Origin of the sequence: Pseudomonas sp. QC2, assembly GCF_002859085.1 — a bacterium.
Classification (GTDB): Bacteria; Pseudomonadota; Gammaproteobacteria; order Pseudomonadales; family Pseudomonadaceae; genus Aquipseudomonas; species Aquipseudomonas petroselini.
The window spans coordinates 262,644-289,327 of sequence record NZ_PKKS01000017.1; the positions used below are offsets into that span (position 1 = coordinate 262,644).

Here is a 26,684-nt window from a genome sequence, read left to right on the forward strand (position 1 = left end):
GGCGACTGGCCAGCCTTTGTCTACACTCCAAGCAACTACGGAGAGTAAGCGCTAAGGAGTGCCTGATGTCTCCCCGACTTCGTTCCAGGCAGCGCGGTGCGATTGGCTTGATGGCAGCGGGCACCCTGGCGGTGGCGCTGGTCTTCATGCTACTGGTGGTGGACAGCGGCCGCCTGTACATGGAAAAGCGCAAGTTGCAGTCCATCGCCGACACTTCGGCCCTGGAAGCCGCCGGTCGTGGCGGCCTGTGCAGCCCCACCACCACCGCGAACGACTACGCCAAGGAAAACGCCACGCGCAATGGCTTCACCGTGGTCGCCGGCGACAACAGTCGTGGCCTGGTCGTGACCTGCGGCCTATTAACGACCAATGCCAACAGCGTGCGTGTGTTTACCCCTGACGCGACCAAAAACGATGCCGTACGCGTGGTTGCCACGCGCAGCGTGATGACCAGCATTGCCACGGGTATCTGGAGCATGTTCAGCGGCGCCCCGGTTTCCAGCCAGATGATGCTGAGTGCGACCGCCGTGGCCGCGTATGCGCCGCCAGTGGCGCAACTGACGATTCGCAGCACATTGGGCACGATTGACTCCAGCAAGTCAGCCATTTTGAACGTGGTGATCGGTCGCTTGCTAGGGGGCACGCTTACGCTCGATGCGACCAGTTGGAAGGGGTTGGCGGATACCAGCGTAAACCTGCTCGGCTATCTGGACCAGTTGGCGCTCAAATTGAACGTAAAGGCGGGTGACTACGAAGCTTTACTGGCGACCGCTGTTTCAGCTAACGACTTGATCGATGCCGTGGTGAAGGTGATGCAAAAAAACGGTTCTGCGGTAGCGGCCGTGATCAACGATACGATCAAGATCCAGGCGATTGCGCCCAATACCAAGTTGCTGACCGTCGGCGATTTGTTGAAGATGACGACAGGCACGCCGGCGGCTGCCTTGAATACCAATATCCAGTTGTTCCAGTTGCTACAGACGGCGGCGCAGCTTTCCAGCAGCAAGAATGCGGTGAACGCGGCGGCCCAGTTGAATATCCCTTTGGTGGGCAGTGTTTCCATCCAGACCAAAGTCATCGAACCACCCCAGATGTCGGCGGTTGGTAATCCCGCGAAGGCCAAGGCGGGGTTGTCGAAGAACCCGCCGACGGATCAAATTTATGTACGGACCGCGCAGGTCAGGACCTTAATTTCCATCGAATTGCCCGTATTGAAGACGGTTTCTGCACTGGCTTCGGCAGTCACAAGCCTGGCAACGCCCATTGCCGGTGTGGTCAACAACCTGCTGCATTTGAATCTTGCCGGCGTGGTGAGCTCGGTACTGTGTGCGGTCGCATGTGACTCCACCGATGTCGAGATCGCCAGCAAGCTCGATATTCTGATTGAAGCGGGTGGCGCGGAAAGCCACGTCACTGATTTCAGTTGTGTCAGTAGCGCAACGAAATCATTGACCGTACAAGCCAGCACCACGCTTGCCACGCTGACGGTCGGCAGTATTGATGCGGCGGCTGCCTTTGCTTCGGCGGCACCCGTTGCCGTCCAGCCCATACGCCTGATCGATATCGGTTCCAGGCATTGCCTGCTGGTGGTTCTTTGTGGCGCACGAACTGCCAACGTAGGGGGCGGGCTTATGTTGAAAGCCCAATCCACTATCGGTTCTCAAACGGGCAACCTGTTCTATTTACCGGTCGCAGAGATGAATCTCGCACCGACCTATCAGACGCTGCTGCCGACGGGCGATATCGTTGCGAGCCTCAGCGGGACCTTGGCCGGTCTCCAAGTGACCTATGCACCGCCCAGCGGGTCTGTTTCAAGCGGCGCGCTTGCCGGGGTCGCAGGCCTTTTGACGACGATCACGACGACATTGGTCGGGGCAATCCAGAACCTGCTCGCGCCGATCCTGGACCCCATCGTCAACACCTTGCTCAAAGCCCTGGGCATCAGCCTCGGCAACGCCGAAGTCGGCGCCAACCTCAGCTGCCATATGGGCCGCGCCTACCTGGTGATCTGATCCACCGGCAGCTCCACACAAAACCGTGCCCCTGCCGGCCCATTGACGACGCTCAAGCGTCCGCCCATGTTCTCCACAATCCCGTAACTCACCGACAACCCCAACCCCGTGCCCACGCCGATCGGTTTGGTGGTGAAGAACGGCTCGAAAATCCGCTCGATCAACCGGGGGTCGATCCCGCCGCCGTTGTCTTCCACCCAGAGCCGCACATGGCGGCTGTCATGTTCGCAATGCAGTGCGATCCACGGGCGGAACGCCGGGTCCTGTTCGTGTTTGCTCAACAACGCGTCACGGGCATTGACCATCAGGTTGATCAGCACCTGCTCAAGCTGGTCGACATGACCTTTGACCTGCACCGTAAAGTCCGCCGGGGTGACGCGCACGTCCACACCTTTACCGCGCAGCCCTTCGCCCAGCAGCGACAGCGTGCCTTCCACCGCCTGTGACGGGTCGAAGGGCTGTTGTTCGATTTCCGAGCGGCGGCCAAACACGCGCATATGGTCCACCACCCGCGCCGCCCGCTGAACCTGGGCGTCGATGCGCTGCAGTTTTTCGGTGAGGTAGTCGACCTGCGCATCACCGCTGGCCAGGCGCTTGAGCACATTGACGATGGCCATGCGCATCACGTTGAGCGGCTGGTTGATTTCATGGGCCAGGCCCGTGGCCATTTCGCCCAAGGTGGCCATCTTGGCGCTCTGGGTCAGTTGCTGCTGGGAGCGGCGCACTTCGGTGTTGTCGCGGCCCACCGCTTGCACTTCCACCAGCACGCCTTGTTCGTCAAATACGCCACGGTCCGACCACACCCACCAGGCATGTTCGCGGCCGGGCAATTCCAGGCTGATCTCGGCGGTGCTGACCGGGAATTCCGGGGTCAGCTGGCTGATGCGCTGCACAAAGGCCTGGCGCTGTTCATCCGACAGCCAATGGCCCAGGTTCAACCCCGGCAGTTGTGCAGGCAGGCACTCCAGGTAGTTGGCCAGCGGCGTGTTGCCGAAGGTCAGGGTCAGGTCCGGGCGATAGCGGCAGATCATCGCCGGCGAGTCTTCAACCAAGATGCGGTAGCGCTCTTCGCTCTGCTTGATCTGCTCGGCGGCCAGGGTCGCCTCGGTGACATCCAGCCACAGGCCGACGGCTTCCAGCGGCAACCCGAGGTCGTCACGCAGTAATTTGGCTTCGTCCAGCAGCCAGTGGTAGTGGCCCTGTTTGTCGCGCAGTCGGTAGCGGCTGCGCACGGCGCCTTCGCGCAGGAGTCGGCGGGTACGTTCAAAGTAAAGGTCGCGGTCTTCGGGGTGGATCAATGACGCCAGGCTGTCGTGGTTGCAGTCGTCCAGCGTCCAGCCCAACAGCGGCAGCAGGCTGTCACTGAAAAACGCCGGGTGCAGGGCGCCGCTGACATAGCGCTGCACATAGATCACCGCCGGTGAACTGGCGATGAGGTTATCCAGGCGCGCATGGGCGGCAGCGGCTTGCAGTTGCTGGTTTTTGATGTCGCTGATGTCGAGCATGAAACCGACCCAGCGTCGCTGATCGCCCATCCCCAGCACGTGGCCCTGCAGGCGGTACCAGAGGGGGTTGTGCTCGGTGTCGGTGCGTTGCAGGCGCACGCTGGTCAGCAGTGGTTTGTCGAGGGTTTGCAGGTCGTGCAGGCGGCTGGTGAGTGCCTGGCGATCGGCGGGGTGAATCTGTTCCAGCCATACACCCAGCGCCTGGCGAGTCGGGCCGTCCTCCAGGCTGAGGCTGTGCTGTAGCTGCGGGGCCAGCTGGATTTCCTGGGTGGCGGGCAGCAGTTCCCACCAGCCGGTGCCGAGCAGGCCTTGCAGGGCGTCCATGCGGTCGAGCTGTTGGTGATCGCGTTGCTCGCGCAAGCGGCTCAGCAGCGGGGCGGCGAGGGCGGCAGTCAGGTTCAGCCATTCCCGGTCGCGGGTGTGTTGCTGGCCATTGTAGAGGCCGCAGAGCAACCAGGCGGCGACGCCCTGACTATCGCGATAGGGCACCAGGAACCCGTCGGCGTTGCCGAAAATACCGTTCAGGCTTGGGTGTTCGCGGCGCGCCTGGGCCAGGCTCAATGGCGCGCTGCCATTGGCGCTGTCCAGCAGGGTGCCCAGGTGCTGGCCGGTCTGCCACAAGGCGGGCGCGTCGTGGGCGGTGTAGTGGCTGTAGATCCGCCAGCCTTGGTCTTCTGCATCGAACAACGCCAGGGCCACACAGGGGATCTGCCAGTGCTGGGCCAGGTTGCGCAGGTGCTCGTTGAACACCTCGGGCAAGCGACTCAGGCTGCACAGCTGCAGTTGCTCGCTCATCCGGCTGATGAGTTGATGGTTCTGCTCGCGGTGCTGGGCCAATTGCCGGTCGGCGAGCAAGTCCCCCACGTCGAGCAGGCGCAGGCTCCAGACATCACCTTCGGGTTCGACCCAGCCACGGGTGTGCAGCACCTGGCCGGTCGTGCTCTGGAAGTCCAGGTCCAGGCTCTGGTGTTGCCAGTCTGCGGGGCGGCCTTCGACACTCAAGGCGCTGCCGGCACACAGCAGTTCACGCAGCAGCGGCGGGGTCTCACCCATCCCGTGCGTCGCGAGCTGTGGGCGCAGGGTACCGCTGATACTCAGCACGTGGCCTTGAGGGTCCAGTTGCAGGTGCAGCCCTGGCACGGACACGCCGGGTGTGTCGAGGGGCGGGGCGCCGGTGCGGCCGAGCAGGCGCCCGAACAGGTTATCCCCCGAGGTCAAAACTGAAGACTCGAACGCGCGGACAGGTTGGCCGGCAGATTCGGCACCGTGCCGATGCCCGGCACCACCAGTACCGGGAACACGGAATAGAGCAGGTTGGTGGGGTAGCTGATCGTGACGTTCAGTGTAGTGCCGGTGTAAGTCGCGCTGACGAAATCACGTGAAAATTGAAAACTGGTGGGGATCCAGTCCAACTGGGTCATGACCGTGTCTTTGGCGCGCTCGGTGACTTTCGTAGGATAGGTGTCTGCGGCGGCCACCGGGTCCACCGCCATGGCCTGACGCACGGCCTCCAATGCCGCTTGGTTGAAGGACTGCATCAGCAGCAACGGCAGGGTATAGCTGATCAACCCATAGAACACTGCAAAAAAGATCCCGAAGACCAGGGCGAACTCTATCGCCGCAGCACCTTTTTGTTTTCTGGGGAGGCTTGTTTTCATGACTGCGTCTACCCTGACGGCTACTACTTGATATCAGCATAGAATCATTCAGCGGAAAGGGATGTTTTTTACGTGATCCATGGCGTGGTGATAGTGCTCTGGCTGGGGCTCTGTGCGTTGCAGGATGGGCGTCAACGGCAAATCTCCAACGGCTTGACGCTGGGTGTGGCGCTGCTGGCGTTGCTCTACTTGGCGTGGATGGGCACTACCTGGTTGGGTGCGCCCGCCAGCGAAGGGGGCTGGGCCTTTGCCGTGGCGCTGCTGCTGACGTTGCCCGGTTATGCGCTGGGCCGTTTTGGCGCGGGGGACGTGAAGCTGTTGGCCGCCTTGGCCCTGGCCAGCACGCTGGATGCGGTGTTGTGGTCGCTGATCGGTGCCGCGCTGTTCCTGGGCGGCTGGGGGCTTATCAGTCAAAGGCTTAGCGCGCGTCGGCTAACCCCGGTTACTGAAGCGTCAAAAAAACAGCCGTTTGCTCCGTTTGTACTGACAGGGTTTGCGCTGTACTGGTTTTGGATCCACTAATCGCACAAGGCCTCTATCGATGTGTACAGAGTCGAAAAGTAGGTCTACGTTTATTGAATGAGAGTCTAGGATTCTTCGTCAAAAGGGATCGGTCAATCTTTTGGCTTGCCAGGCATGGAGTAGCGCGTGAACAAGCTAACCTCAGCGGTAAAGGTGCTCGTGGTCGACGATCAGCCGTTGATCGTGGAAGAGCTCTGCGAATTTCTCGAAAGCAGTGGTTACCGTTGCGTGCCGTGTGAGTCCAGCCGACATGCGTTGCAGCGCTTCAGCGAAGAGGCCGAGATCGGCCTGGTGCTGTGCGACCTGCACATGCCGGACATGGATGGCATCGAGTTGGTGCAGGCCATGCAAAAAATCGCCGGCAAGCAGCGGGCGTTCGAGGCGATCATGCTCACTGGGCGTTCCGACAAACAGGACGTGATCAAGGCCCTGCGCGCGGGGATCTCGGATTACTACCAGAAACCGATCAACCTCGATGAATTGCTCGAAGGCGTGCAGCGCCAGGAAGCGGCGTTGGAAGAGCGGCAAAAAGAGCTGCAACTGGGGCACCTGAACCTGAAGCTGCAATACCTCTCAGAATCCATCAATGACCTGTACCAGGACCTCGACAAAGTGCGCCGTAGCCCCGGCGCCGGCGGGGCGGATGAGGGCGAGCCGGTTGCCGAAGACGCCGGGCCGATCGAGATCCCGACCATTTTCAACCAGCTGTCGCCGCGCCAGCTGGACGTTGCGCGCCTGGTGGGCAAGGGCCAGACCAATTACCAGATCGCCTGTGAACTGGGGATCACCGAAAACACGGTCAAGCTCTACGTGTCCCAGGTGTTGCGCCTGACCCATATGCATAACCGCACGCAGTTGGCACTGGCGCTGTCGCCGAATACCTCGGCGATGCGCCAACGGGTGACGGCGCACTGACGCGCCAGGGTGTTACTGACTGTTCCCACCTTTAGACGACCCACCGGACGGCGATTCAAAAAACTCCGGGATCGGATGTTTGTGACTGTCGAGCCAGCGCTGCAAGGCCTGCTCGCGTTCTGCGGGCGTGGTCCTTTGCGGCGTGGGTGAAGCGGCACGGCCATTGATCTGCAAGGCCATCCAGTTTTCGGTTTCCGCTTGCTGCGGTGACGACGGGCCCGGTTCGATGGCCAGTGCGCTCAGCGGGAGCAGCGCCAGGCCGACAAGGTAATGTGCTTTCATCGATCACTCCTCACTTGATAGCCACCGTATGGCATCGCTGACCGCGGCGATTTTGCGCGCCGGCGCACTGGGGCTTGGGCTTGGGCTGGGGCTTGGACCCTTGAGTTTTTCCGCGCGGGCCTGGGCATCGGTGACCTGCTCGGGGCTCAGGCCCAATTGGCTGGCCACCTTTGCCGCTTGCCCCCAGTTGTCCTGATAGATCAGCAAGGTCACCAGGTTGACGGCCGCCAGCGGGTCGCTTTGCTTGAGCTCGATGGCGGTCATGAATTCAAAGCGCGCGTCTTCCATGCGCAACTGGTTGAGGTACACCACGCCCAGGTCATTGCGGATTTTTTCGTCGGTGGGCGCCAACTGCGCCGCCAGTTGCATATGCGCCATGGCCTGGCCGTTGTCGCCCCTGGCTGCCGCCAATTGCCCCAGGCCGTGCTCGCCTTCGGCGTTCATGCAGGTACCGAGCAGGCTGCGGTACAACGGCTCGGCCTCGCTGCGCCCGAGCAGGCGGTAGTTGCGGGCCTTGCGCTGGCGCACCTGGGGCAAGGCCTCGGGCAGGCTTTGCAGGTTGGCCAGGCTGGCGTGCAGCTTGCCTTCGTTGGCCAGGTCATCGGACAGGTTGAGTGCCAGTTCCTGGTCCGAACTCGGCTTGGTGCAACTGTTGGATGAGGTCAACGCCGCCCAGGGTGATTGGCCATTGGTGGCGCAGCCGCCGAGCATCAGTAGGGCCAGGCCGGCAATCAGTGCTTTCATCAACGACTCCTTAAAAGTGACTCAACGCGCGGGCGATGCCGATAAAGGCCGGGCCGCCGAGCACGATCAGCAAAGCAGGGAACAGGAACACCATCATCACCACCGACATTTTTGCCGACATCTTCGAAATGTATTCCTGCAGGCGGGTCAGGCGTCGGTCGTCGAGCAGTTGCTTGAGGGCCAGCAGGGACTTCATCGCGCCGCCGCCCTGCTGGATCAATTGCTGGAGGATGATGCAGGTGTCGGTGAACTCATCCACCTCCAGCACGTGGACGGTCTTGCCCAGTTCCTCGCCCAGCTCCAGGCCGGAATCGACCCGCGCCAGGATCAGGCGCAGTTCGTGCGTGAGGTGGGGGAGTAAACGCTGGGCCTCGTTGCCCAATACACGCAGCGATTGCTCAACCGCCATGCCTGACTCGAACAGAATGCGCAGCAGCGGAATGAAGGTGGAAATTTCTTTGGCGATGGCTTGCTGGCGATGTTTGGCGGCCGCCGCAAGCACGCGTTTTGGCAGCAGGTAGCCGATGCCCAGGGCAAACATCGGGGCAATCCAGGCGGGGTCCGCATGCGGGAACAACAGTTGCTGGCCGAGGAGGGTCAAGCCCAATAACACGATGGGCGTACCGATCTGGAAGGCTGCAAACAGCGAGCGTTGGCTGGACTTGCGCCAGCCAACCCGATTGAGCAGGGCCTGGGTCTCGTTGTCCAGGCTGACCGAGCGCTGGGCCAGCGAGCTTGCGCCCAGTTGGCGGATGAGCGTGCCGAGTCTGTTATCGCTGACCATCTTGCCTTGCAAGCGCTCAGCGACCCGCCGTTCGCGGCGGCGATGCTCGAGCAATTGCCCGCCCACCAATACCGCTGCGGCGAGCAACAACAAAGCGCAGGCCAGAAGCGCCATCTCAGACACTCCTCAGCATGCGCCACATGATAAAGGTGCCGCCAAGGTCCATTGCCAGCGCGCCGAAGAGCATGATGCGCCCCGTGCCGTCGTGCCACATGTTCATCAAGTAGCCGGGGTTGACCACCAGGAAGTAGCCCACGATCAGCACCGGCAGACCGCCCAGCACATAGGCGGTCATGCGTGTTTCGCCGGTCATGGCCTTGAGTTGACGGGCACCCTGTTCCCGCTCGCGAATCATTTTGATCAGGTTTTCCAGCAGCTCGCTGGCGTTGCCGCCGTAGCGGTGGTTGACCTTCAGGCCAAGGGCGAACAGGCGGAACTCGTCCTGTTCGTAGAACTCGGCGAAGTCGCTGACCGAATCCGGCAGGCTGACGCCCATGCGCACATTGCGTTGCACGCGGCCCATGGCGTCCCTGAGTGGGTTTTCAATGCTCTCGACCCCGCCCAGTACGGCGTCTGCCAGGGTTCTGCCGGACTTGAGGCTGCGCACGCTATGGTCCAACAACTGCGGCAGTTGCTCGACCATGCGCTGCACGCGTTGTTGATAACGCCAGGCGATAAACACGCGCAATGCCAGGGGCGGCCCCACGATCATGGCGATCAGGCCCAGCCCGTCGGCGAGCAGCCAACCCAGCAGCGCGCCGATCACCCAGGCGCTCGCCCACAGGCCCAGGCGGTCTGTGGGTTTGCCCAGCCCGGCACGCTGGAACATGCGCTCGAGGCCCGTCCATGTGGTCGTGGTTTCCTGTGCCTCGGGCTGGCCGTTGCCGAGGCGCTCCAGCACACGGGCCGTCTGGGCCTTGCGCAGGCCATGGTGAAACTGCCAGAACGACAGACCAATCAGCAGCAGGCAGATAAGCAACAACACCGGTCCTGTCATCAAGTGCTCCCTATGACTGCAACGCCGATTCGCGACGCAGCTTGTCGCCGGCCGGGTTGAGCGCTTCGCGCAGGAAACCGAAGCCGGTGCGCCGATCCAGGCGGAACAGCGTATTGGTGACATACACGTCATCGCGCACGCCGACCACTTCCACCACCTCGCTTACGCAGCGGCGGCCATCGGGCATACGCGTCAGTTGAATAATCACGTCCAGCGCGGCGCAAATCATCTGGCGCAAGGTTTTTTCCGCGATCACACGGCCGGTCAGGCCGACCAGGGTTTCCAGGCGCAGCAACGCATCCTGGGCATTGTTGGCGTGCACGGTGCTCATGGAACCGTCGTGGCCGGTGTTCATCGCCGTCATCACATCGAGCACTTCCACGCCACGGATTTCGCCGAGGATGATGCGGTCCGGGCGCATCCGCAGGGCGTTGCGGATCAGGTCGCTGGACCTGACCTCGCCGTGACCTTCGGCATTCGGCGGGCGGGTTTCCAGGCGGACCACGTGGGGGTGGCCCAATTGCAACTCGGCGACGTCTTCGATGGTCACCAAGCGCTCGTGGGGGTTGATCAGTTGGCTGAGGATATTCAGCAACGTGGTCTTGCCGGTACCCGTGCCGCCGCTGATCAGGATATTGCAGCGCTTGCCCACGGCCTCCTGGAAGAACTCGAAAATGCTCTGGTCGATGGTCTGCATGGCGACCAGGTCGCTGCTCTTGAACATGTCCTTGCGGAATTTTCGAATCGACAGGCATGGCCCGTCGAGGGCAATCGGCGGGATGATCGCGTTGACCCGGCTGCCGTCGGGCAGCCGTGCATCCACCATCGGCGACGACTCATCCAGGCGGCGGCCCAGCGGCGCGAGGATGCGCTGCATCACGCGTTCCACGTGATGGTCGTCGATGAAGCGCAGGTCACTTTGGTGCAGCAGGCCGTCGCGCTCGATAAACACCCGGTGCGGCCCGTTGACCAGGATCTCAGTCACCGAAGGGTCACGCAGCAGCACTTCCAGCGGGCCGAACCCGGTGAGTTCGTCGACGATCTCTTCGGCCAGGCGCTCCATTTCATAGCGCGAGATCGCCAGGCGCATGCGCGTGATGTACTCGGAGACCTTGTCGATGACAAATTGCGCCAGAGACTGGCGTGTGCCTTCGAGCAGGTTCTTACCCGACTCCTCGATGGCGTCGATGATGTAGCGATGCAGCACCAGTTTCAGGCCATCGTGATCGCTGTTGCCTCCGGCGCTGCGGGCCGGGCCGCCAAACAGTTTTTCCCCGTTCATCGTCCCGACCCCAGGATGCGTTCAAACCAGCGCATGGAAGGTTTTGCCAGGCCCTCGGAGCGTTTGGCCAGGCGCTCGCCCAAGGCGCGCACGGCTTGGGTCAAGGGCTCACGGGGGGCCAGGACGAACAAGGTCTGGCCCTGATTCTTTACGTTCAGGCGCAGTTCGGCACTCAGGGGCAGCACGGCGACGCATTCGAGGCCGAAGCTTTTTTCCAGGGCCTCGGTGTCCGGGGCACAGGCTTTGATGTAGCGGTCCACCACCAGTTTGGCGTGGTCGAGTTTCATGCCTTTATCGCGCCAGCGACTGAGCACGGCAAGGTTGCGGCGACAGTCCAGCACGTTCTGGTCGGTGCACCACAGCAGTTTGTCGCAGTGGCTGACAAAGGTGCGCAGCGCTTCGCTGTCCGGCTGCCCGGTGATGTTCACGACGATGTGTTGGAAGTGTTGGCGCAGTGCGCTGAGCAACATGAACAACTCGGCGGCGCTGGTCAGTTTGAGCGGCTCGTCACCGGTGGCGTACGCCAGGATGCGCAGGCCATCCAGCGCCGTGGTGAAGGCGCTGTTGATCAACGTGGTATCGAGGCGACGCAGATGCCGCAACGCATCGCCGAAATTGAACGTGCTCTCCAGGCCCAGCAAGGCCAGGCTGTCACTGCGCGGCAGGCCCAGGTCGAGCAGCAGGGTTTGCTGCCCGCTCTTCTGCACCACCAGTGCCAAGTGCGTCGCCAGCATGGCGCCATCGGCGTTGCTCTGGGTGCCAAACAGCACGGTCAGACCGCCCAGCTGCGCATTGTGGGCGACGGTTGGCAGGCGCTTGCTCAGGCGGCGCACCAGGCCCGCCACTTCGCTGGAGCGTGAGCCGTAGGCCACGAAGTCGCGGGCGCCGGCCCGCATGGCGTTCAGGACAAGCTGGTTGTCCATGCCATCGCCGAGGGCGACCACCGCGAGCATCGGCTTGGCCTCCAAGGCACCTTCGATCAGCGCGCTCTGGGTGACCACGTTTTCCCGGTCGAGGCCGACAAACACCAGGCTGGCGAACGTCACGTCCACCAGCGCCAGCAACTCGTCCAGGCTGCCGGTGCCGGCGCTGACGACCTGGCCAAGGGGCGCCAGGGCGCCCTGCAGCCACTCCAGGTCGGTGGCGTTGCGGGTGATGGCGAGGAAGGTCTGGCTCAGGCTATCGCTCATTGGGAAAGTCCACTGCGACGGTCGAAATTACCGTTTTCCAAGAAGAACAGCCGGAACCAGTTCGGGTCGTAACTGCGCAGTTTCTCGCCGGGCAACGAGGGCAGTTGGGCGTTGGCGGCCAACGGCTGCACCAGGTGCGGCGTGACGATCATCAGCAGTTCTTTCTCTTCGCGGCTGATATTAGAGTCGCGGAAAAACGCCCCCAGGATCGGGATATCGCCCAGCCCTGGAAACTTGCTGATCGTGGAGCGGTTGTTGGTGCTGATCAGGCCGCTGATCACAAAACTTTCGCCATCGGCTAGGGACACGCTAGTGTCGGTGCGGCGCACGGTGAGTGCCGGCACCTGGATGCCCTGGATGATGACGGCGTTGCTGTAGTCCAGCTCGCTGACTTCCGGCGCCACCTTGAGGGTGATGCGGTTGCGGTCAATCACCGTGGGGGTCAGGGTCAGGCGAATGCCGAACTCCTTGTACTCAATGGAGATGGTGTCGCTGCCGGCGCTGGGCACCGGGACGGGCACCTCGCCGCCGGCCAGGAAGGAAGCACTCTGGCCGCTCATGGCCACCAGGCTGGGGCGCGCCAGGGTGTAGGCAAAGCCGCTGCGTTCCAATGCGTTGATCATGGCCGAGACCCGGCCGCCGCCAAAACCGACGTTGAAGCTGTCAGTGCTCACCGGCAATTTGAAGACCCCCTCCGAGGGTGACAGCAGGTTGGGGCTGCCGAGGAAAAAGTTTTTGCCGGTGCCTAACAGTCGGGTGCTGGCCTCCTTGAGCTTGGTGCGACTGACTTCCACAAAGCGGATGTCGGTCTGCACCTGGCTGGGCAGCAGGGGATCTTCCGACGGCGACAGCGACAGGCTGGTCAGCGCCGAAGTGGCCCTGCCCTTGACGAACACCATGCTTTGACGCGGCGTGCTCGCGCAGGCGGTCCATACCATCAGGCTGGTGGCGCCGGACGCGACCCCGGTGAGCAGGAAATGACGGTCGCCGTTGACCCGCACGTCGGCGATTTTAGGGTCACCGATGGCCAGGCGCGTGATTGCCACCGGCGATTGCAGCTCCTGTTGCAAGCCTTCTCCCACCTCGACCACGGCCGGCAACTGGCCCAGGGCGCTGCAGTTGCCCGGTGCAGCCAGGGCCATGCCGACGGGCAGGCTCGAGAGCATCAGGGCCCAAGCCATCTGCATGAACAGGGGTGCGTAGCGCTGGCTCATTCAAGGCATCCTTGCTCGATCACGGAGTTTGTGGCGCCCCTTGGGCACCGCGAATCACTTCAATGCCTCGGCGCACGCTCGGTTCGCCACCGGCTGGCGCGATGCGTTTGGGTGGGCCGGTCAGGGCCAGTTGGGTGAATTGGTAAAGATCGCGGTTGGCACTTTCCATCTTCTGCGGTGCTTCGCTCTCGCCGGCCCAGTAGCGGCTGAGCAGGTGTTCCTCGGCGCTGCGTACGGCCAGGCGCAGGATCCCGGCTTGAGCCGCGAGCATCAGGCGGCTTAACAGTGGCTCCGGTACGGCGAGCACCACGGTACGTGCGGCGGCTCGACGTTGGGCGGCCTGGGCGCGTTCTTCAACCGTGACCGGTGGTGGCACCGCGGGCAGGCCATCGTTGGCCAAGCCCATCTGGTCGCCGACGCTGAGCAGGCGCATGGCCGGAAGCACGATCTGGGCCGACTGTTCGGCATTACTGGCATCCTGGCGCAGGAACAACAGCACATCCACGTAATCGCCGGGGGTCAATTGGCCGGCGGCGCCGATCACTTCATCCACGGCCACCGCCAGTGCACGCTCGTCGGGGCGAATCATGCGAGCGAGCGGGCCGCCGCCGGTAAAGCTGTCTTCGGTGAGCCAGGTGCCTGCGCCAAGCGCGCGCAGCGGCATGCGGCCGATGGCCTGGTCGAGCTGAGTGAGGCTGCCGACGGGCACGGTGCGCAGTCTTTCCACGACCAGGTCGGCAGCGGTCAGCGCACGGTAGGCAGGCACGTCATGCACCAGGACCACCACCGGTTGGCGGGTCTGGTCTTCGGCGGCAGCGATGGTTTTTTCAACGGAAACGACAGGTGCAGCAGGGACTGCGACAGGCTCCGGTGCGCGGCTCAACACTAACCCCCAGTACCCGGCGATCAATGCCCCGATCAGCAACAAGCCGGCCAGGACCATGCTGATGCGACTGTTCATGACGGCTCTCCCTTTCCCGTTGCACTGCACGCCCGTGTAATCCCAACGGGTTAATCCGCAACCTGGCTGTGATGAACATCTAACGATTTGGCTATTTGAAGGTAGCTCAGCTAGGACGAAATGCCATTACCCCGGGAAAAATTTATCGAAACTATAATCAGGACTCTAAAAGTGCCCCTTTAAATGGCGGGATGCCTGGCGTCGACTTTTCGACTAATACTTTGTGATTAATCCGTTCTTACAGTTGTGAGGCTGAGGTTTGTTGACAATGCTCTAGTGGCACGCCGCGGACATCGTGCTAGAGCCGTACCGGCTCTTAGTGGCGTTTTAGGGAGAAGTCTTATGTTCCTTGACCTGATGTTGAAGCTTTATGTTCAGACACAACTATTCTTTCAGCGCAAAGAGGGGGCGTCTGGGATCGAGTACGCGATTATCGTAGCGATGGTTGCACTGGTGATCGTCGGTGCCGGCTCAGGGCTTGGAACTAAGATCAAATCCATTTTCGATAGCGTTGCGACCAAAATGACAACTTGATAGTCCGCTGAGAAATGTGGAAACCCCTAATCAAAGTTTCTCCAGTTCAGGTACTGCCATGAGCGTTTATCCGCCTTCCCGCCAACAAATTCTTTTGGTGGACGACGAAGAGGACGCGCTGATCGAACTCGCCGAATCCCTCGAACACGAGGGATTTGTCTGTTTTACCGCCACCTCCGTCACCTTCGCGCTGCAAGAATTGACACTCCATCCTGATATTGCCCTGGTCATCACCGACCTGCGCATGCCCGAGGAAAGCGGCATCTCCTTGATCAAGCGCTTGCGCGAACACACCTCACGTTCTCACCTGCCGGTGATTGTGATGTCCGGCCATGCCGAAATGGATGATGTAAGCGACATGCTGCGCCTGCAGGTGCTGGACCTGTTTCGCAAGCCGATCTACCTGGTACGGCTCATCGACACCTTGAACAGCCTGTTTCCCCTCTCCAAACTCCACCCTTAAGCGAACTCTGTAGTGAGCGGGCTTGCCCCGCGCTGGGCGGCGAAGCCGCCCCAAACCCAGACGACTCAGTACTAACCAGGGAGACCCAATGCTCCAGGAGATGGGGCGGCTTCGCCGCCCAGCGCGGGCGGTGCGACGATTCGACAAGCCCGCTCACTACAGGTCAGAGTTGGTAGCTGAAACTCAATGAGTACCGTGGCCGCCGATCGATACCTTGAACAGCCTGTCTCCCCTCTCAAAACCCCACCCTTAAGCGAACATTGTAGTGAGCGGGCTTGCCCCGCGCAGGGTGGCGAAGCCGCCCCAAACCCAGGCGACTCAGCTCTAACCAAGGAGACTGAATGCTCCAGGAGATGGGGCGGCTTCGCCGCCCAGCGCGGGACAAGCCCGCTCACTACAGGTCAGAGTTGGTAGCTGAAACTCAATGAATACCGTGGCCGCCGATCGATACCTTGAACAGCCTGTGTCCCCTCTCAAAACTCCACCTTTAAGCGAGCTCTGTAGTGAGCGGGCTTGCCCCGCGCTGGGCGGCGAAGCCGCCCCAAACCCAGGCGACTCAATTCTAACCAAGGAGACCCAGTGCTCCAGGAGATGGGGTGGCTTCGCCGCCCAGCGCGGGCGGTGCGACGATTCGACAAGCCCGCTCACTACAAATCAGAGTTGGTAGCTGAAACTCAATGAGTACCGTGGCCGTCGATCGAAGCTGTCCAGTGCCACGTCCGACATCGGCTTGGCGACTTCCAGCGCGACGTTGTAGTACTTGGCATCGCCAAAGCGCAGCCCCACCGCCGCCGATGACATGTCGTTGCCCTTGACCGGCAGGTCGTTGAACCAGGTCTTGGCGCGGTCGAGCACCACGTAGGGTTGCAGGATCCTCACCCAATCGCCCGCGCGGTTGTAGCTGTAGTTGACCTCGTAGGCCGCGCCCCAGCCTTTGTCGCCCGTGCCCTGGTCATCGGGGTAGCCGCGCCCGAAGCTTTGCCCGCCGAAGGTCGCGCGCTCGCTGTCAGGCAGGTTGTCGTTGCTCCAGTAGAGCGCGCCGGACAGCACGCCTTGCCAGTTATCGAAGAGTTTGTTGCTCTGCACGCCGGACAGGCGCAGGCGGAAAAAGTCGAGGTCGGGCTTTAGGCCACCGAAGTCCGTATGGGTCTTGGCGCCCATGCCATTGATGCCTTGGTACACGCCGCCGCTGATGATGCGCAGTTGGGTGGTGTCAGCTTTACGCCAGTCCCCTTCGAAGGCCAGGGCGCGCAGGTTGGTTTGCAGCTCAAAACGCTGGGGGAAACCTTCCAGTGTGTAACGGTTGGTCTGGTCGACGGCGTAGAGGCGCGTACCGAGGCTCAGCGACTCGCTGGGCGAGGCGATAAAGGGGTGGCTGACGCCTATGGAGTAACGGTCGATCTGCTGGTGCGGCTTGAGTTCAAGGCCGTCGCCCAACTGCAGGCGGGTGCTTGGGTCCGCGCGGTAGCGTTCCCCCGAGAGTGCAAGCTGGGTGCCTTCAGCGTTGATGAACTGGCTGTAGGACGCGCGGTAGTAATGTTCTTTGTCCTCACCCGGCGGGAACAGGCCGCTGACGCTCAGTTGTTCGCCCATCGACGTCCACGAGTTGCTGGTGCCGGTCAGCAAGGCCTGGGTACCGCCACGGCTCGCCTCGTTGAGGCTCATGCTGGTGGTAAAGGGCTTGCGGCTGGCACTGATCTGCATGTGGGTGCCGCCATCGGTGGTGCTCGGAGGCGGCACCTGGGCTTGCACGGTCACGCCTGGGATGGCGCTCATCAGCGTGGTGTAGCGCTCGAACGTCTTGCGCGTGAGCGGGCGTTCGGCCTTGAGTTTTTCCGCCAGTTTGTCGACGTAGGACGAGACCGAACCGATGTCGCCTTGCAGTTGGTAATCACGGATGTAACCCTCCACCAGCACCACATGCACCAGGCCGCCTTCGAACCGTTGTTCCGGCAGGAAGGCGTAGGACAGCAGGTAGCCGTCTTCCTGATAGCGCCGGGTGATGCTGCGGGTGGCTTCGATCAATTGCGCCAGGTTGGTTTCATGACCAATCAAGGGTTCGAATACCTGGGCGACTTCTTTGAGCGGGTACACCGTGCCGCCATCGATCTGCAGTTTACGGATGGTCACTTTGGTGTCCATCAGCAAGGGCTGCTCGGCCGTCGCCGCAGGCACCGGCACCTGGGTGGGCGTGGCGGCCGGTCGGTAGGCGTCGGCGGGCAGGTTGGGCACCGGCAGGTTGCGGATGGTGTCGTTGCTATTGAGGAAGCTGGGCAGGGTATCGGCGTGGGCGTAAGCACTGAGGGTGAGCAATAACAACGGCGTCAAAGCGCGCATAGGACACTCCATGGTCAATACTGCAGCGGCGTTTCGCAGATGCCCGCCGGGCTCTGGGGGCGCGGTTCGGAGGCTTTTACGGATCGATCATTGATCCATAAAAAAAGACGAGAGACTTAGTGGGTCTCTCGTCTCAACCAAGCGTAGGCGCTGTAGGTGAGGCCGTCTAATCGGCCAGGTGCAATTCTATTTTTTGCCGCCCAGGCCACCCAACAGCCCGCCCAGAAGACCACCGTTTGCGCTTGCGCCAGCACCGGCAGAGGCGCCAGCGCCTACATTCAGGCCACCCGCGAGCAAACCGCCGCCGGTATTGGTGCCGCCAGTGACCAGGCCGCCGATCGACGCCACGGTGCCACCCACGGCGGTCACGGTACCGCCCAGGGCGTTGGTGACCGGGTTGGCGTTGGTGCCGCTGATGTTGCCGCCCAGGTTGCTGACCGCACCGCCGACACGGGTGACCAGGCCGTTGACCGGAGCACCGAGGCCAGTGGCACCGCCGATGTTTTGAGTCAGGCTCTGTACGCCGCTGGTGACAGGGTTGAGTGCATTGCCGATCGGGCCGGTCAGCCCGGCGACCGGAATGCTGGTTTTAGTGCTGGGTGTGCCGCCACCGAGGGCCGCCACGGTGGTGCCCGCCTTGACGCCGGTAACGCCCGCCGCGCTGATCACGCCATTGGTGCTGCCCGCATCCAGGCCGCTGCCGGCTCCGGCGATCACGCCACCGATGAGTTCGGCCAGGCCGAGTTTGCCGATGCCGCCGCCGGCACCACCGCCATTGCCGCCGCCACTGCTATCCGCATCCGGGTCGACATAACCGCTGGCCTTGCCGACCGCGGTGCCGACACCATTGAGCACATTGCCTACCGCGTCGGTCACCGGGTTGCCGGTGCCGCCCGTGTCGGCGACTTTATCGCCCAGGCCGTCGACGGTATCGCCGACTTTTTTCAGCAAGCCGCCCACCGGCGAGTCAAGACCAGTCGCGGTGCCGACTTTGCCGGTGGTGTTTTCCACCAGGGACACCACAGGCACCAAGACTTTTGCGCCGACGGTGTGGGTGACCGACCCCAGCGGGCCGGTGGTGCTGGCGGTGCTTAAGGTGTCGCCGAGCATAGTCACGGCATTGCCAACCTTGCCCACCACGTTGCCGACCACGGGGGCGGCGCCGCTGACCACCGGCACATTCCCCAGCAACGTGGCGACGTTGGCACCGGTAACGGTCACGCCATCACCCAGGTCGGAAACACCGTTGGCCACGCCGGCAACGGTTTTGCCCAGGGCGTTGCTGTCAGTGCCCAGTGAACCCAGGCCATCCGAAAGGCCGTTGCCGATGCTGCCGACGGCGTTGCCGGCCGCAGTCACCAAGTCGCCAGCCGTTTCGCCCACGATCGGCAGGCTGCCGAGGGTGGTGCCCAGACTGCGGACGGTGCGGCTGAGGCGGGTCACGGTATTGCCGGCGGTGTCGACCACGGTGGCGGTGACCAGCGGCGAGGCGGTGCCGCCTGGGTTGGTGCCAGGGTCAGTGCCGCCACCCCCCGTGCCACCGCCAGCGCCAGCATCCGAGGAGCCACCACTGTGATGCCCGCCACCCCCGCTGCTGCAGCCGCCGAGTGCCAGTGTGACTGCCAGGGCCAGCGCGGTACTTGTTTTCCAAAACACGACGTGAGTATTCATGATTGAGTTCCTCGCACCTGTACAACCTTGGTTGTCTTCAAACGCTCACTATTTCTTGGGCTAGCGATGCGTTTGTCCGTGTGGCTATAACAGTCCCGGAGGTGCGTTCTCTCAATGCTCTACTTGGTATTAACGATTTATATAGAGCAGGGATGTACCGTTTAAGTGACTAATGCCAACGGTATAAGGTGAGGATGTATCAAGATGTATATCTGTTTTTTAACAATGACTTAGAAGAAAAAAGCGGACTTCAAAAAGTCCGCTATTACCTAGGGTGTATATATACAATTCATCAGTCTTATTTCAGGCAATCGGCTGCCACTTGCCTACCATATGTTCAATATCGCCCGCGCCTTTGAGCCACAACGCTCCGCTGGAACCGGCGGCACTCGTTAATAACGTCACTTCACTGGGCAGGCGCACGGGTTTCCTGAACTCGACGTGTATCTCCATATTGGCGGCGGGCAGGTGTTCGCCGAGGGCGGCGAGGGTGTGCGCCTTGTTCCACAGCCCGTGGGCGATGGCCTGGGGGAAGCCGAACAGCTTGGCGGTCAGGGCGCTGAGGTGGATCGGGTTGTAGTCGCCGGAGACCCGCGCATAACGGCGGCCGATATCGGCGGGCGCCTTCCAGCGGGACAGTTCGCTGACCTGGGTGGGGGAGGGTTGGGCGATATCCTCTGCTTCGCCTTCCAATTTCACCCCACGGCAGAGCATGCGGCTCTCGGCTTCCCACAGCAGGCCCAGGGAATCTTCGACCGTGGTCACCAGGTCAAAGGTCGCACCCTTGGGATGAGGCTTGAGGTTCTGCGTGTGTACGCCGACAGACAAGTCGCTGACACCACCGAGCGGGCGATGGACGCGGATGCGGTTACTCAGGTGAATCAGCCCCAGCAGCGGGAAGGGAAAGCTTTTATCGGTGAGTAACTGCATCTGCAGGCCGAACGCCAGGACGTGCGGATAAGTCGCCGGCAAGAGAGGGCTGTCGGCAAAACCGCAGACCTTGCGATAGGCCGCCACCTGCTTGGGGTTGATGCTCACCCGGCAGCGCAATCCGTGTTCAGGCAAGGTGCTGCCGGTGATCTTGCGTTTGAGCGCCGCGCGCCAATACAGCGGCGGCAGAAATGGCGTAGTGCCCAGCGTCTTCCATTGCATGCTTACGCTCCCAAGAGACTTTGCCCACATACCCGCAGCGCTTGCCCGCTGACCGCACCGGAACCCGGTTGGCCCAGCCACGCCACCGCTTCGGCGACGTCCTGCGGCAGGCCGCCCTGGCCCAGCGAACTCATGCGTCGCCCGGCTTCACGCAAGGCGAACGGAATATGTGCGGTCATCTGGGTTTCGATAAAACCCGGTGCCACGGCGTTGATGGTGATGCCACGCTCTTTAAGCAGGGGCGCCCAAGCCTGTGCGAGGCCGATCAACCCCGCCTTGCTCGCCGCATAGTTGGTCTGCCCACGGTTACCGGCGATGCCGCTGATCGACGCCAGCAATACCACGCGGGCGTTGTCGTGCAGGGTGCCGCTGTCGAGCAGCGCCTGGGTCAGTACCTGTGGCGCATTGAGGTTGACCGCGAGCACCGCGTCCCAGTACTCCGGGGTCATGTTCGCCAGGGTTTTGTCACGGGTGATACCGGCGTTGTGCACCAGGATGTCCAGCCCATCGGGGAGGTGCTCGATCAATTGACGGGCGGCGTCTTCAGCACAGATATCCAGCGTGACGGTGCGTGCACCCAGGCGCGCGGCCAGGGCTTCGAGGTCGGCCTTGGCCTGAGGCACGTCGAGCAGGATCACGTCGGCGCCGTCGCGGGCCAGGGTTTCAGCGATGGATGCACCAATGCCTCGTGCGGCACCGGTGACCAGCGCCTTGCGCCCGGCCAGGGGGCGCGTCCAGTCTTCGACCGGCGTGGTGCAGGCCTCCAGGCGAATCACCTGGCCAGAGATGTAGGCGCTTTTCGGTGAGAGGAAAAAGCGCAGTGCGCCTTCCAATTGGTCCTCGGCACCGTCGCCGACGTAGAGCAATTGCAACACGCCGCCATTGCGCAGCTCTTTGGCCAGGGAGCGGCTGAAACCCTCCAGGGCGCGCTGGGCGCTGGCGGCGAAGGGGTCGCTGAGGCTTTCCGGCGCACGGCCGAGGATCACCAGGTGCGCGCTGTTATCCAGGTTTTTCAGCAGCGGTTGGAAGAATTCGCGCAGCTGTTTGAGTTGATCAGTGTGTTGCAACTCGCTGGCGTCGAACACGACCGCCTTGAGTGTGGGGCCATGGCCGGGAATCCACGTCGACGTCTCGGCGCCGTAGGTGTAAATGGCGTCGGTGAGCCGGTTGGCAAATGCCTGTACCTGAGTGGCCAGCGCACCGCCGCCCAGCAGCAATGCGCCCTCCACCGGACGCAGGCGCCCGGCCTGCCAGCGTTCCAGGCGTACCGGTGACGGCAGGCCAATGGCGGCGACCAGGCGATGGCCGAGGCTTGAGTTGGCGAAGTCGATATAACGGTCAGACATGGAACGCTCTCCGAAGGCTGGGGTTCAAAGGGTGGACCACCCCGGGGTGGCAGTCGTTCGATTGAGCCTAGGCTAGGCTTGGTGATTCCACCTACAACCATCAGGGAGCTTTTCATGACTCAATTGCGCCGTGTAGCGATCATTGGCGGTAACCGCATTCCTTTCGCCCGCTCCAATGGCCCTTATGCCACGGCGAGCAACCAGGCGATGCTGACCGCCGCCCTGGAAGGCCTGATCGAGCGCTACAACCTGCACGGCCTGCGCATGGGCGAAGTGGCTGCCGGTGCGGTGCTCAAGCATTCGCGGGACTTCAACCTCACCCGTGAATGTGTGCTGGGCTCGCGTCTGTCGCCGCAAACCCCGGCCTATGATATTCAGCAGGCATGCGGCACCGGCCTGGAAGCCGCGTTGCTGGTGGCCAACAAGATCGCCCTGGGGCAGATTGAGTGCGGGATTGCCGGTGGGGTGGACACCACCTCCGACGCGCCGATCGGTGTAAATGAAGGCCTGCGCAAGCTTCTGCTGCACGCCAACCGCAGCAAGTCCATGGCGGATAAATTAAAACTGCTGTTACAACTTCGTCCCCATCACCTCAAGCCGGAACTGCCGCGTAACGGCGAACCCCGTACCGGTTTGTCCATGGGCCAGCACTGCGAGTTGATGGCGCAGACCTGGCAGATCCCCCGCGCCGAGCAGGACCAGTTGGCCCTCGAAAGCCATCAGAAAATGGCCGCGGCCTACGCCGAAGGTTGGCACAACGATTTGCTCACACCGTTTCTGGGCCTGACCCGCGACAACAACTTGCGGCCCGACCTGACCCTGGAAAAACTCGCCGCGCTCAAGCCCGCCTTCGAGCGCAGCGAAAAGGGCACGCTCACCGCCGGCAATTCCACGCCGCTCACCGATGGCGCGTCGTTGGTGCTGCTGGGCAGTGAGGCCTGGGCCCAGGCGCGTGGTTTACCGATCCTCGCGTATTTGCGTGACGGCGAAGCGGCGGCGGTGGACTTCGTCAACGGTGCCGAAGGCCTGCTGATGGCGCCGGTGTACGCGGTGCCGCGACTGCTGGCGAGAAATGGCCTGACGCTGCAGGACTTCGATTACTACGAGATCCACGAAGCGTTCGCTGCCCAAGTTTTGTGCACGCTCAAGGCCTGGGAAGACGCGGACTACTGCAAGACGCGCCTCGGGCTGGACGCACCCTTGGGGTCCATCGACCGCAGCCGGCTGAATGTGAAGGGCAGCTCCCTGGCCGCCGGGCACCCGTTTGCCGCCACGGGTGGGCGTATCGTCGCCAACCTGGCCAAGTTGCTGGATGCGGCGGGCAAGGGCCGTGGCCTGATTTCGATCTGCGCGGCGGGTGGCCAGGGTGTTACGGCGATCATTGAGCGTTGATTGCGGCGAAAATTGGCATATTGGATGCATTCTTGAGCGGTCAGAGGTCGGTAGCCTCTCCCACCGGCGAGCCGATTGCCGTATAACGAGTGCCATACGCGTATTTGGTAATAAAGGACCCACAATAAAAGCTGATGAAGACTCCTAAACGCATTGAACCCCTGATCGAAGACGGTCTGGTCGACGAAGTGCTGCGCCCACTCATGAGTGGTAAAGAAGCAGCTGTTTATGTGGTGCGCTGCGGCAACGAATTGCGTTGCGCCAAGGTTTACAAGGAGGCGAACAAACGAAGTTTTCGTCAAGCGTCCGAATACCAGGAAGGCCGTAAGGTCCGTAACAGCCGGCAGGCCCGGGCCATGGCCAAGGGCTCCAAATTCGGTAAGAAAGAAACCGAAGATGCCTGGCAGAACGCTGAGGTGGCGGCGTTGTTCCGCCTGGCCGGTGCGGGCGTTCGCGTGCCCAAGCCGTACGACTTCCTTGAAGGCGTGCTGCTGATGGAACTGGTGGCCGACGAGTACGGTGACGCGGCACCGCGTCTGAATGACGTGACACTGGAGCCGGACCAGGCGCGTGAATACCACGCCTTCCTGATTTCCCAGATCGTGCTGATGCTGTGTACCGGCCTGGTGCACGGTGACTTGTCCGAGTTCAACGTGCTGCTTACGCCAACGGGCCCGGTGATCATCGACCTGCCCCAGGCGGTGGATGCGGCGGGCAATAACCACGCGTTCAACATGCTGGAGCGGGACGTGGGCAACATGGCTTCCTACTTCGGGCGTTTTGCCCCAGAGTTGAAGGCGACCAAGTACGCCAAGGAAATGTGGGCCCTGTACGAAGCCGGCACCCTGCACCCAGCCAGCGTCTTGACCGGCGAGTTCGACGAGCCGGAAGAGTTGGCGGACGTCGGCGGTGTGATCCGCGAGATCGAAGCGGCGCGGCTGGATGAAGAGCGCCGCCAGGCGATTCGGGCTGCCGATGATGCGCCTCCGAGCAAGGTGCCGGACGAGCCCCCGCCGCCGCCTTGGATGCAGTGATGTCCAGATAAGTGGAGATCAAAAATGTGGGAGGGGGAAGCCCCCTCCCACATTTGGTTTTGTGTGTGTCCAGTTAGATCCGCTCAGGCGCAGCAGCTTCCGGACGCCAACTCCTTGAGTATCGGACAATCCGGCCGATCATCGCCCTGACAGTGCTCCACCAGGTCTTGCAAGGTATCGCGCAATTGCCCCAGTTCCAGGATCTTCTGGTTCAGCGCCTCAATATGCTGGCGCGCCAACGCCTTCACATCGGCACTCGCCCGTTGCCGGTCCTGCCACAGGGTCAGCAGCTTGCCGACCTCTTCCAATGAAAACCCCAAATCCCGCGACCGCTTGATAAACGCCAGGGTGTGCAAGTCGTCGCTGCCGTACACGCGATAGCCACTGTCGGTGCGGTGGGCAGCCTTGAGCAGGCCGATGGACTCGTAGTAGCGAATCATCTTGGCGCTGAGCCCGCTCTGGCGTGCGGCTTGGCCGATGTTCATGGGCGTTGATCCTCCAAGTTCTTAGGCTTCCACGTCTTCAACAGTAATGCATTGCTCACCACGCTGACGCTGGACAAGGCCATCGCTGCACCCGCGAGTACCGGGTTGAGCAGGCCGAACGCCGCCAGGGGAATGCCGATCAGGTTATACACAAAGGCCCAGAACAGGTTCTGGCGGATTTTGGCGTAGGTCTTGCGGCTGATCTCCAGCGCAGCAGGCACCAGGCGCGGGTCGCCGCGCATCAGGGTGATACCGGCCGCGTGCATGGCCACGTCAGTACCGCCCCCCATGGCGATGCCGATATCGGCAGCGGCCAGGGCCGGGGCGTCGTTGATGCCGTCGCCGACCATGGCCACCACGCCGGTTTTTTTCAACGCGACGACGGTGGCGGCTTTGTCGGCGGGCAGCACTTCGGCGTGCACATCGTCGATGCCCAGCGCCTCGGCGACCACACGGGCGCTGCCGCGATTATCGCCGGTGAGCAAATGGCTGCTGATGTGCTGGGCCTTGAGTTGCTCCACCGCCTCCAGTGCACCGGGCTTGAGTGTGTCGCCAAACGCGAACAGCCCCAGCACACGTGGTTGCGCACCTTGCTCGATCAGCCAGGACAACGTGCGGCCCTCGGCTTCCCAGGACTTGGCGGAGTCGGCGAGGTCGCCTGCGCTCAAGCCGCTTTCTTCCAGCAGGCGACGATTGCCCAAGGCCAACGGCCGGCCATCGAGCGTGCCGGCGATGCCGCGTCCGGTCAGGGATTGGCTGGCCGTCACATCGGCCACGGTCAGGCCTTTTTCGTTGCAGGCATCCAGTACGGCCTTGGCCAACGGGTGTTCGCTGCCGCGTTGCAGCGCGCCGGCTTGTTGCAGCAGTAAGGCTTCGTTGCCATCCACCGTGGCCTGGTGGGCAATCCTGGGCGTGCCGGAAGTGAGAGTGCCGGTCTTGTCGAAGACTACGGCGCTCACTGCATGGGCACGCTCCAGGGCTTCGGCGTCCTTGATCAGGATGCCGTGGCGCGCGGCAACGCCGGTGCCGGCCATGATCGCAGTCGGTGTGGCCAAGCCCAGGGCGCAGGGGCAGGCGATCACCAGTACGGCGACGGCATTGATGATCGCCGTTTCCAGGGGCGCGCCATACAGCCACCAGCCCACCAGCGTGACCAACGCCAGCACCAGCACGGTCGGGACGAAGACCTGGCTGACTCTATCCACCAGCTTCTGGATCGGTGCCTTGGCGGACTGGGCGTCCTCGACCAGGCGGATGATCCGCGCCAGCACGCTTTCGGCACCGAGGGCCAGGGTGCGTACCAGCAGGCGGCCTTCGCCGTTGATGGCGCCGCCGGTGACGTTATCGCCAGGTTGTTTGGGTACGGGCAGGCTTTCGCCGCTGATCAAGGCTTCGTCCGCGTGGCTTTGACCCTCCACCACTTCACCGTCTACCGGGAAGCGTTCGCCGGGTTTTACCAGTACCAGATCATTGAGCTTGAGGGCGTTGATGGCGACGTCTTCTTCACGACCGTCGAGTACTCGAATCGCCCGCTCAGGACGCAGGGCTTCCAAGGCGCGGATGGCGCTCGCGGTCTGGCGCTTGGCGCGGCTCTCCAGGTACTTGCCCAGCAGCACCAGGGCGATCACCACCGCCGAGGCTTCGAAGTACAGGTGCGGCGCCATGCCGGGGTGAGCGGTGAGCCATTCATAAATACTCAGGCCATAACCGGCGCTGGTGCCGATGGCCACCAGCAGGTCCATGTTGCCGGCACCGGCACGCACGGCTTTCCAGGCGGCGATATAGAAGCGCGCGCCGAAGATGAATTGCACCGGTGTGGCCAGGGCGAATTGTGCCCCGGCGGGCAGCATCCAGTGCAGGCCGAAGGGCTCGACCAGCATCGGCAGCACCAACGGCAATGCCAGCAGGACCGCCAGCAGCAGCGCCCAGCGCTCGTGGTGCAGGCGCTGGGCTTGGTTGGCGTCGGTGGTCGATTCGCTTTGGGGCAGGCTGGCGGTGTAGCCGGCCTTGTCGACAGCGGCGATGAGCACGCCGGGGTCCATCTGGCCCCGCACTTCAACGTGGGCGCGCTCGTTGGCCAGGTTGACGCTGACGCTTTGCACCCCCGGCACCTTGCCCAGCGCGCGTTCGACCCGGCCGGCACAGCTGGCGCAGGTCATGCCGCTGATGGGCAGGTCAAAGGTGGTCGATCCATTCATGGGGCA

General features: G+C 62.5%; 23 protein-coding genes. 7 read left to right on the forward strand and 16 right to left on the reverse strand.

From position 1 onward, the window contains the following. Nucleotides 1-65: 65 nt before the first annotated feature. A complete protein-coding gene (locus tag QCBJ_RS15720; RefSeq protein ID WP_102061162.1) occupies nt 66-2,012 on the forward strand; it encodes a pilus assembly protein TadG-related protein in 1,947 nt (648 codons plus the stop codon). Here the strand turns inward: QCBJ_RS15720 and QCBJ_RS15725 are convergent. Then, nucleotides 1,997-4,735 carry a PAS domain-containing sensor histidine kinase gene (locus QCBJ_RS15725; RefSeq protein WP_102061163.1) on the reverse strand — a complete coding sequence of 913 codons (2,739 nt, stop codon included), beginning with the start codon at nt 4,733-4,735 and terminating at the stop codon, nt 1,997-1,999. The two genes, QCBJ_RS15720 and QCBJ_RS15725, sit on opposite strands and share 16 nt — an antisense overlap. Continuing rightward, complete coding sequence (locus QCBJ_RS15730) at nt 4,732-5,175, reverse strand: TadE/TadG family type IV pilus assembly protein (protein ID WP_012722017.1); 444 nt, start codon at nt 5,173-5,175, stop codon at nt 4,732-4,734. The genes QCBJ_RS15725 and QCBJ_RS15730 overlap by 4 nt, the downstream gene beginning before the upstream one ends. Before the next feature lie 72 nt (nt 5,176-5,247). Here QCBJ_RS15730 and QCBJ_RS15735 point away from each other — a divergent pair, with 72 nt between their 5' ends. Together QCBJ_RS15735 and QCBJ_RS15740 are read left to right on the forward strand one after the other, a co-directional pair. Then, nucleotides 5,248-5,697 (forward strand): prepilin peptidase, encoded by a 450-nt coding sequence (locus QCBJ_RS15735; protein ID WP_012722018.1) that lies wholly within the window; start codon nt 5,248-5,250, stop codon nt 5,695-5,697. 126 nt (nt 5,698-5,823) lie between these two features. Then, nucleotides 5,824-6,612: a response regulator transcription factor gene (locus QCBJ_RS15740; protein ID WP_102061164.1), complete on the forward strand. Its 789-nt coding sequence runs from the start codon at nt 5,824-5,826 to the stop codon at nt 6,610-6,612. A 12-nt stretch (nt 6,613-6,624) separates the two neighbouring features. On the opposite strand, the gene QCBJ_RS15745 is transcribed toward QCBJ_RS15740, so the two are convergent. Genes QCBJ_RS15745 through cpaB form a run of 8 tightly spaced genes read right to left on the reverse strand, consistent with a single transcriptional unit; the run spans nt 6,625 to nt 14,066 of the window. After that, complete coding sequence (locus QCBJ_RS15745; RefSeq protein WP_046033982.1) at nt 6,625-6,894, reverse strand: DUF3613 domain-containing protein; 270 nt, start codon at nt 6,892-6,894, stop codon at nt 6,625-6,627. Between the two features lie 3 nt (nt 6,895-6,897). Further along, nucleotides 6,898-7,638: a tetratricopeptide repeat protein gene (locus QCBJ_RS15750; RefSeq protein WP_102061165.1), complete on the reverse strand. Its 741-nt coding sequence runs from the start codon at nt 7,636-7,638 to the stop codon at nt 6,898-6,900. Nucleotides 7,639-7,648: 10 nt separating this feature from the next. After that, on the reverse strand, nt 7,649-8,536 hold the full coding sequence (locus QCBJ_RS15755) for a type II secretion system F family protein (RefSeq protein ID WP_043204728.1): 888 nt from the start codon (nt 8,534-8,536) through the stop codon (nt 7,649-7,651). Nucleotide 8,537: 1 nt separating this feature from the next. Then, a complete protein-coding gene (locus QCBJ_RS15760) occupies nt 8,538-9,419 on the reverse strand; it encodes a type II secretion system F family protein (RefSeq protein ID WP_043204730.1) in 882 nt (293 codons plus the stop codon). A 10-nt stretch (nt 9,420-9,429) separates the two neighbouring features. Further along, on the reverse strand, nt 9,430-10,701 hold the full coding sequence (locus tag QCBJ_RS15765) for a CpaF family protein (protein WP_102061166.1): 1,272 nt from the start codon (nt 10,699-10,701) through the stop codon (nt 9,430-9,432). Beyond that, nucleotides 10,698-11,891 (reverse strand): pilus assembly protein, encoded by a 1,194-nt coding sequence (locus QCBJ_RS15770; protein WP_046033984.1) that lies wholly within the window; start codon nt 11,889-11,891, stop codon nt 10,698-10,700. The genes QCBJ_RS15765 and QCBJ_RS15770 overlap by 4 nt, the downstream gene beginning before the upstream one ends. Beyond that, nucleotides 11,888-13,105: a type II and III secretion system protein family protein gene (locus tag QCBJ_RS15775; protein WP_102061167.1), complete on the reverse strand. Its 1,218-nt coding sequence runs from the start codon at nt 13,103-13,105 to the stop codon at nt 11,888-11,890. Before QCBJ_RS15775 ends, QCBJ_RS15770 begins: the two co-directional genes overlap by 4 nt. A 19-nt stretch (nt 13,106-13,124) precedes the next feature. Next, nucleotides 13,125-14,066 carry a Flp pilus assembly protein CpaB gene (cpaB, locus tag QCBJ_RS15780; RefSeq protein WP_093542734.1) on the reverse strand — a complete coding sequence of 314 codons (942 nt, stop codon included), beginning with the start codon at nt 14,064-14,066 and terminating at the stop codon, nt 13,125-13,127. Nucleotides 14,067-14,408: 342 nt separating this feature from the next. On the opposite strand from cpaB, the gene QCBJ_RS15785 reads away from it, so the two are divergent. Continuing rightward, nucleotides 14,409-14,600 (forward strand): Flp family type IVb pilin, encoded by a 192-nt coding sequence (locus QCBJ_RS15785; protein WP_012722028.1) that lies wholly within the window; start codon nt 14,409-14,411, stop codon nt 14,598-14,600. Between the two features lie 58 nt (nt 14,601-14,658). Beyond that, on the forward strand, nt 14,659-15,063 hold the full coding sequence (locus QCBJ_RS15790; protein ID WP_102061168.1) for a response regulator: 405 nt from the start codon (nt 14,659-14,661) through the stop codon (nt 15,061-15,063). 654 nt (nt 15,064-15,717) lie between these two features. Here the strand turns inward: QCBJ_RS15790 and QCBJ_RS15795 are convergent. The 4 genes from QCBJ_RS15795 to QCBJ_RS15810 all read right to left on the reverse strand — a co-directional run bounded on the left by QCBJ_RS15795 (nt 15,718) and on the right by QCBJ_RS15810 (nt 21,569). Continuing rightward, nucleotides 15,718-17,400 (reverse strand): ShlB/FhaC/HecB family hemolysin secretion/activation protein, encoded by a 1,683-nt coding sequence (locus QCBJ_RS15795; protein ID WP_043204732.1) that lies wholly within the window; start codon nt 17,398-17,400, stop codon nt 15,718-15,720. 186 nt (nt 17,401-17,586) lie between these two features. Further along, nucleotides 17,587-19,071: a collagen-like triple helix repeat-containing protein gene (locus QCBJ_RS15800; protein WP_102061169.1), complete on the reverse strand. Its 1,485-nt coding sequence runs from the start codon at nt 19,069-19,071 to the stop codon at nt 17,587-17,589. A gap of 303 nt (nt 19,072-19,374) precedes the next feature. Then, nucleotides 19,375-20,223 (reverse strand): MaoC family dehydratase, encoded by an 849-nt coding sequence (locus tag QCBJ_RS15805; protein WP_102061170.1) that lies wholly within the window; start codon nt 20,221-20,223, stop codon nt 19,375-19,377. 2 nt (nt 20,224-20,225) lie between these two features. After that, nucleotides 20,226-21,569: a 3-oxoacyl-ACP reductase gene (locus QCBJ_RS15810; protein ID WP_093542726.1), complete on the reverse strand. Its 1,344-nt coding sequence runs from the start codon at nt 21,567-21,569 to the stop codon at nt 20,226-20,228. A gap of 114 nt (nt 21,570-21,683) precedes the next feature. Between QCBJ_RS15810 and QCBJ_RS15815 the strand changes: the two genes are divergently transcribed. Together QCBJ_RS15815 and QCBJ_RS15820 are read left to right on the forward strand one after the other, a co-directional pair. Continuing rightward, entirely contained in the window at nt 21,684-22,961 is a 1,278-nt protein-coding gene (locus tag QCBJ_RS15815) for an acetyl-CoA C-acetyltransferase (protein ID WP_012722034.1), read from the forward strand. Between the two features lie 134 nt (nt 22,962-23,095). Next, complete coding sequence (locus QCBJ_RS15820) at nt 23,096-23,995, forward strand: PA4780 family RIO1-like protein kinase (RefSeq protein WP_012722035.1); 900 nt, start codon at nt 23,096-23,098, stop codon at nt 23,993-23,995. An 83-nt stretch (nt 23,996-24,078) separates the two neighbouring features. Here the strand turns inward: QCBJ_RS15820 and cueR are convergent, their stop codons facing one another. Then, nucleotides 24,079-24,480, reverse strand: coding sequence for a Cu(I)-responsive transcriptional regulator (gene cueR / locus QCBJ_RS15825; protein ID WP_012722036.1), 402 nt, complete (start codon nt 24,478-24,480; stop codon nt 24,079-24,081). Further along, complete coding sequence (locus QCBJ_RS15830; protein ID WP_102061171.1) at nt 24,477-26,678, reverse strand: cation-translocating P-type ATPase; 2,202 nt, start codon at nt 26,676-26,678, stop codon at nt 24,477-24,479. The genes cueR and QCBJ_RS15830 overlap by 4 nt, the downstream gene beginning before the upstream one ends. Nucleotides 26,679-26,684 lie beyond the last annotated feature (6 nt).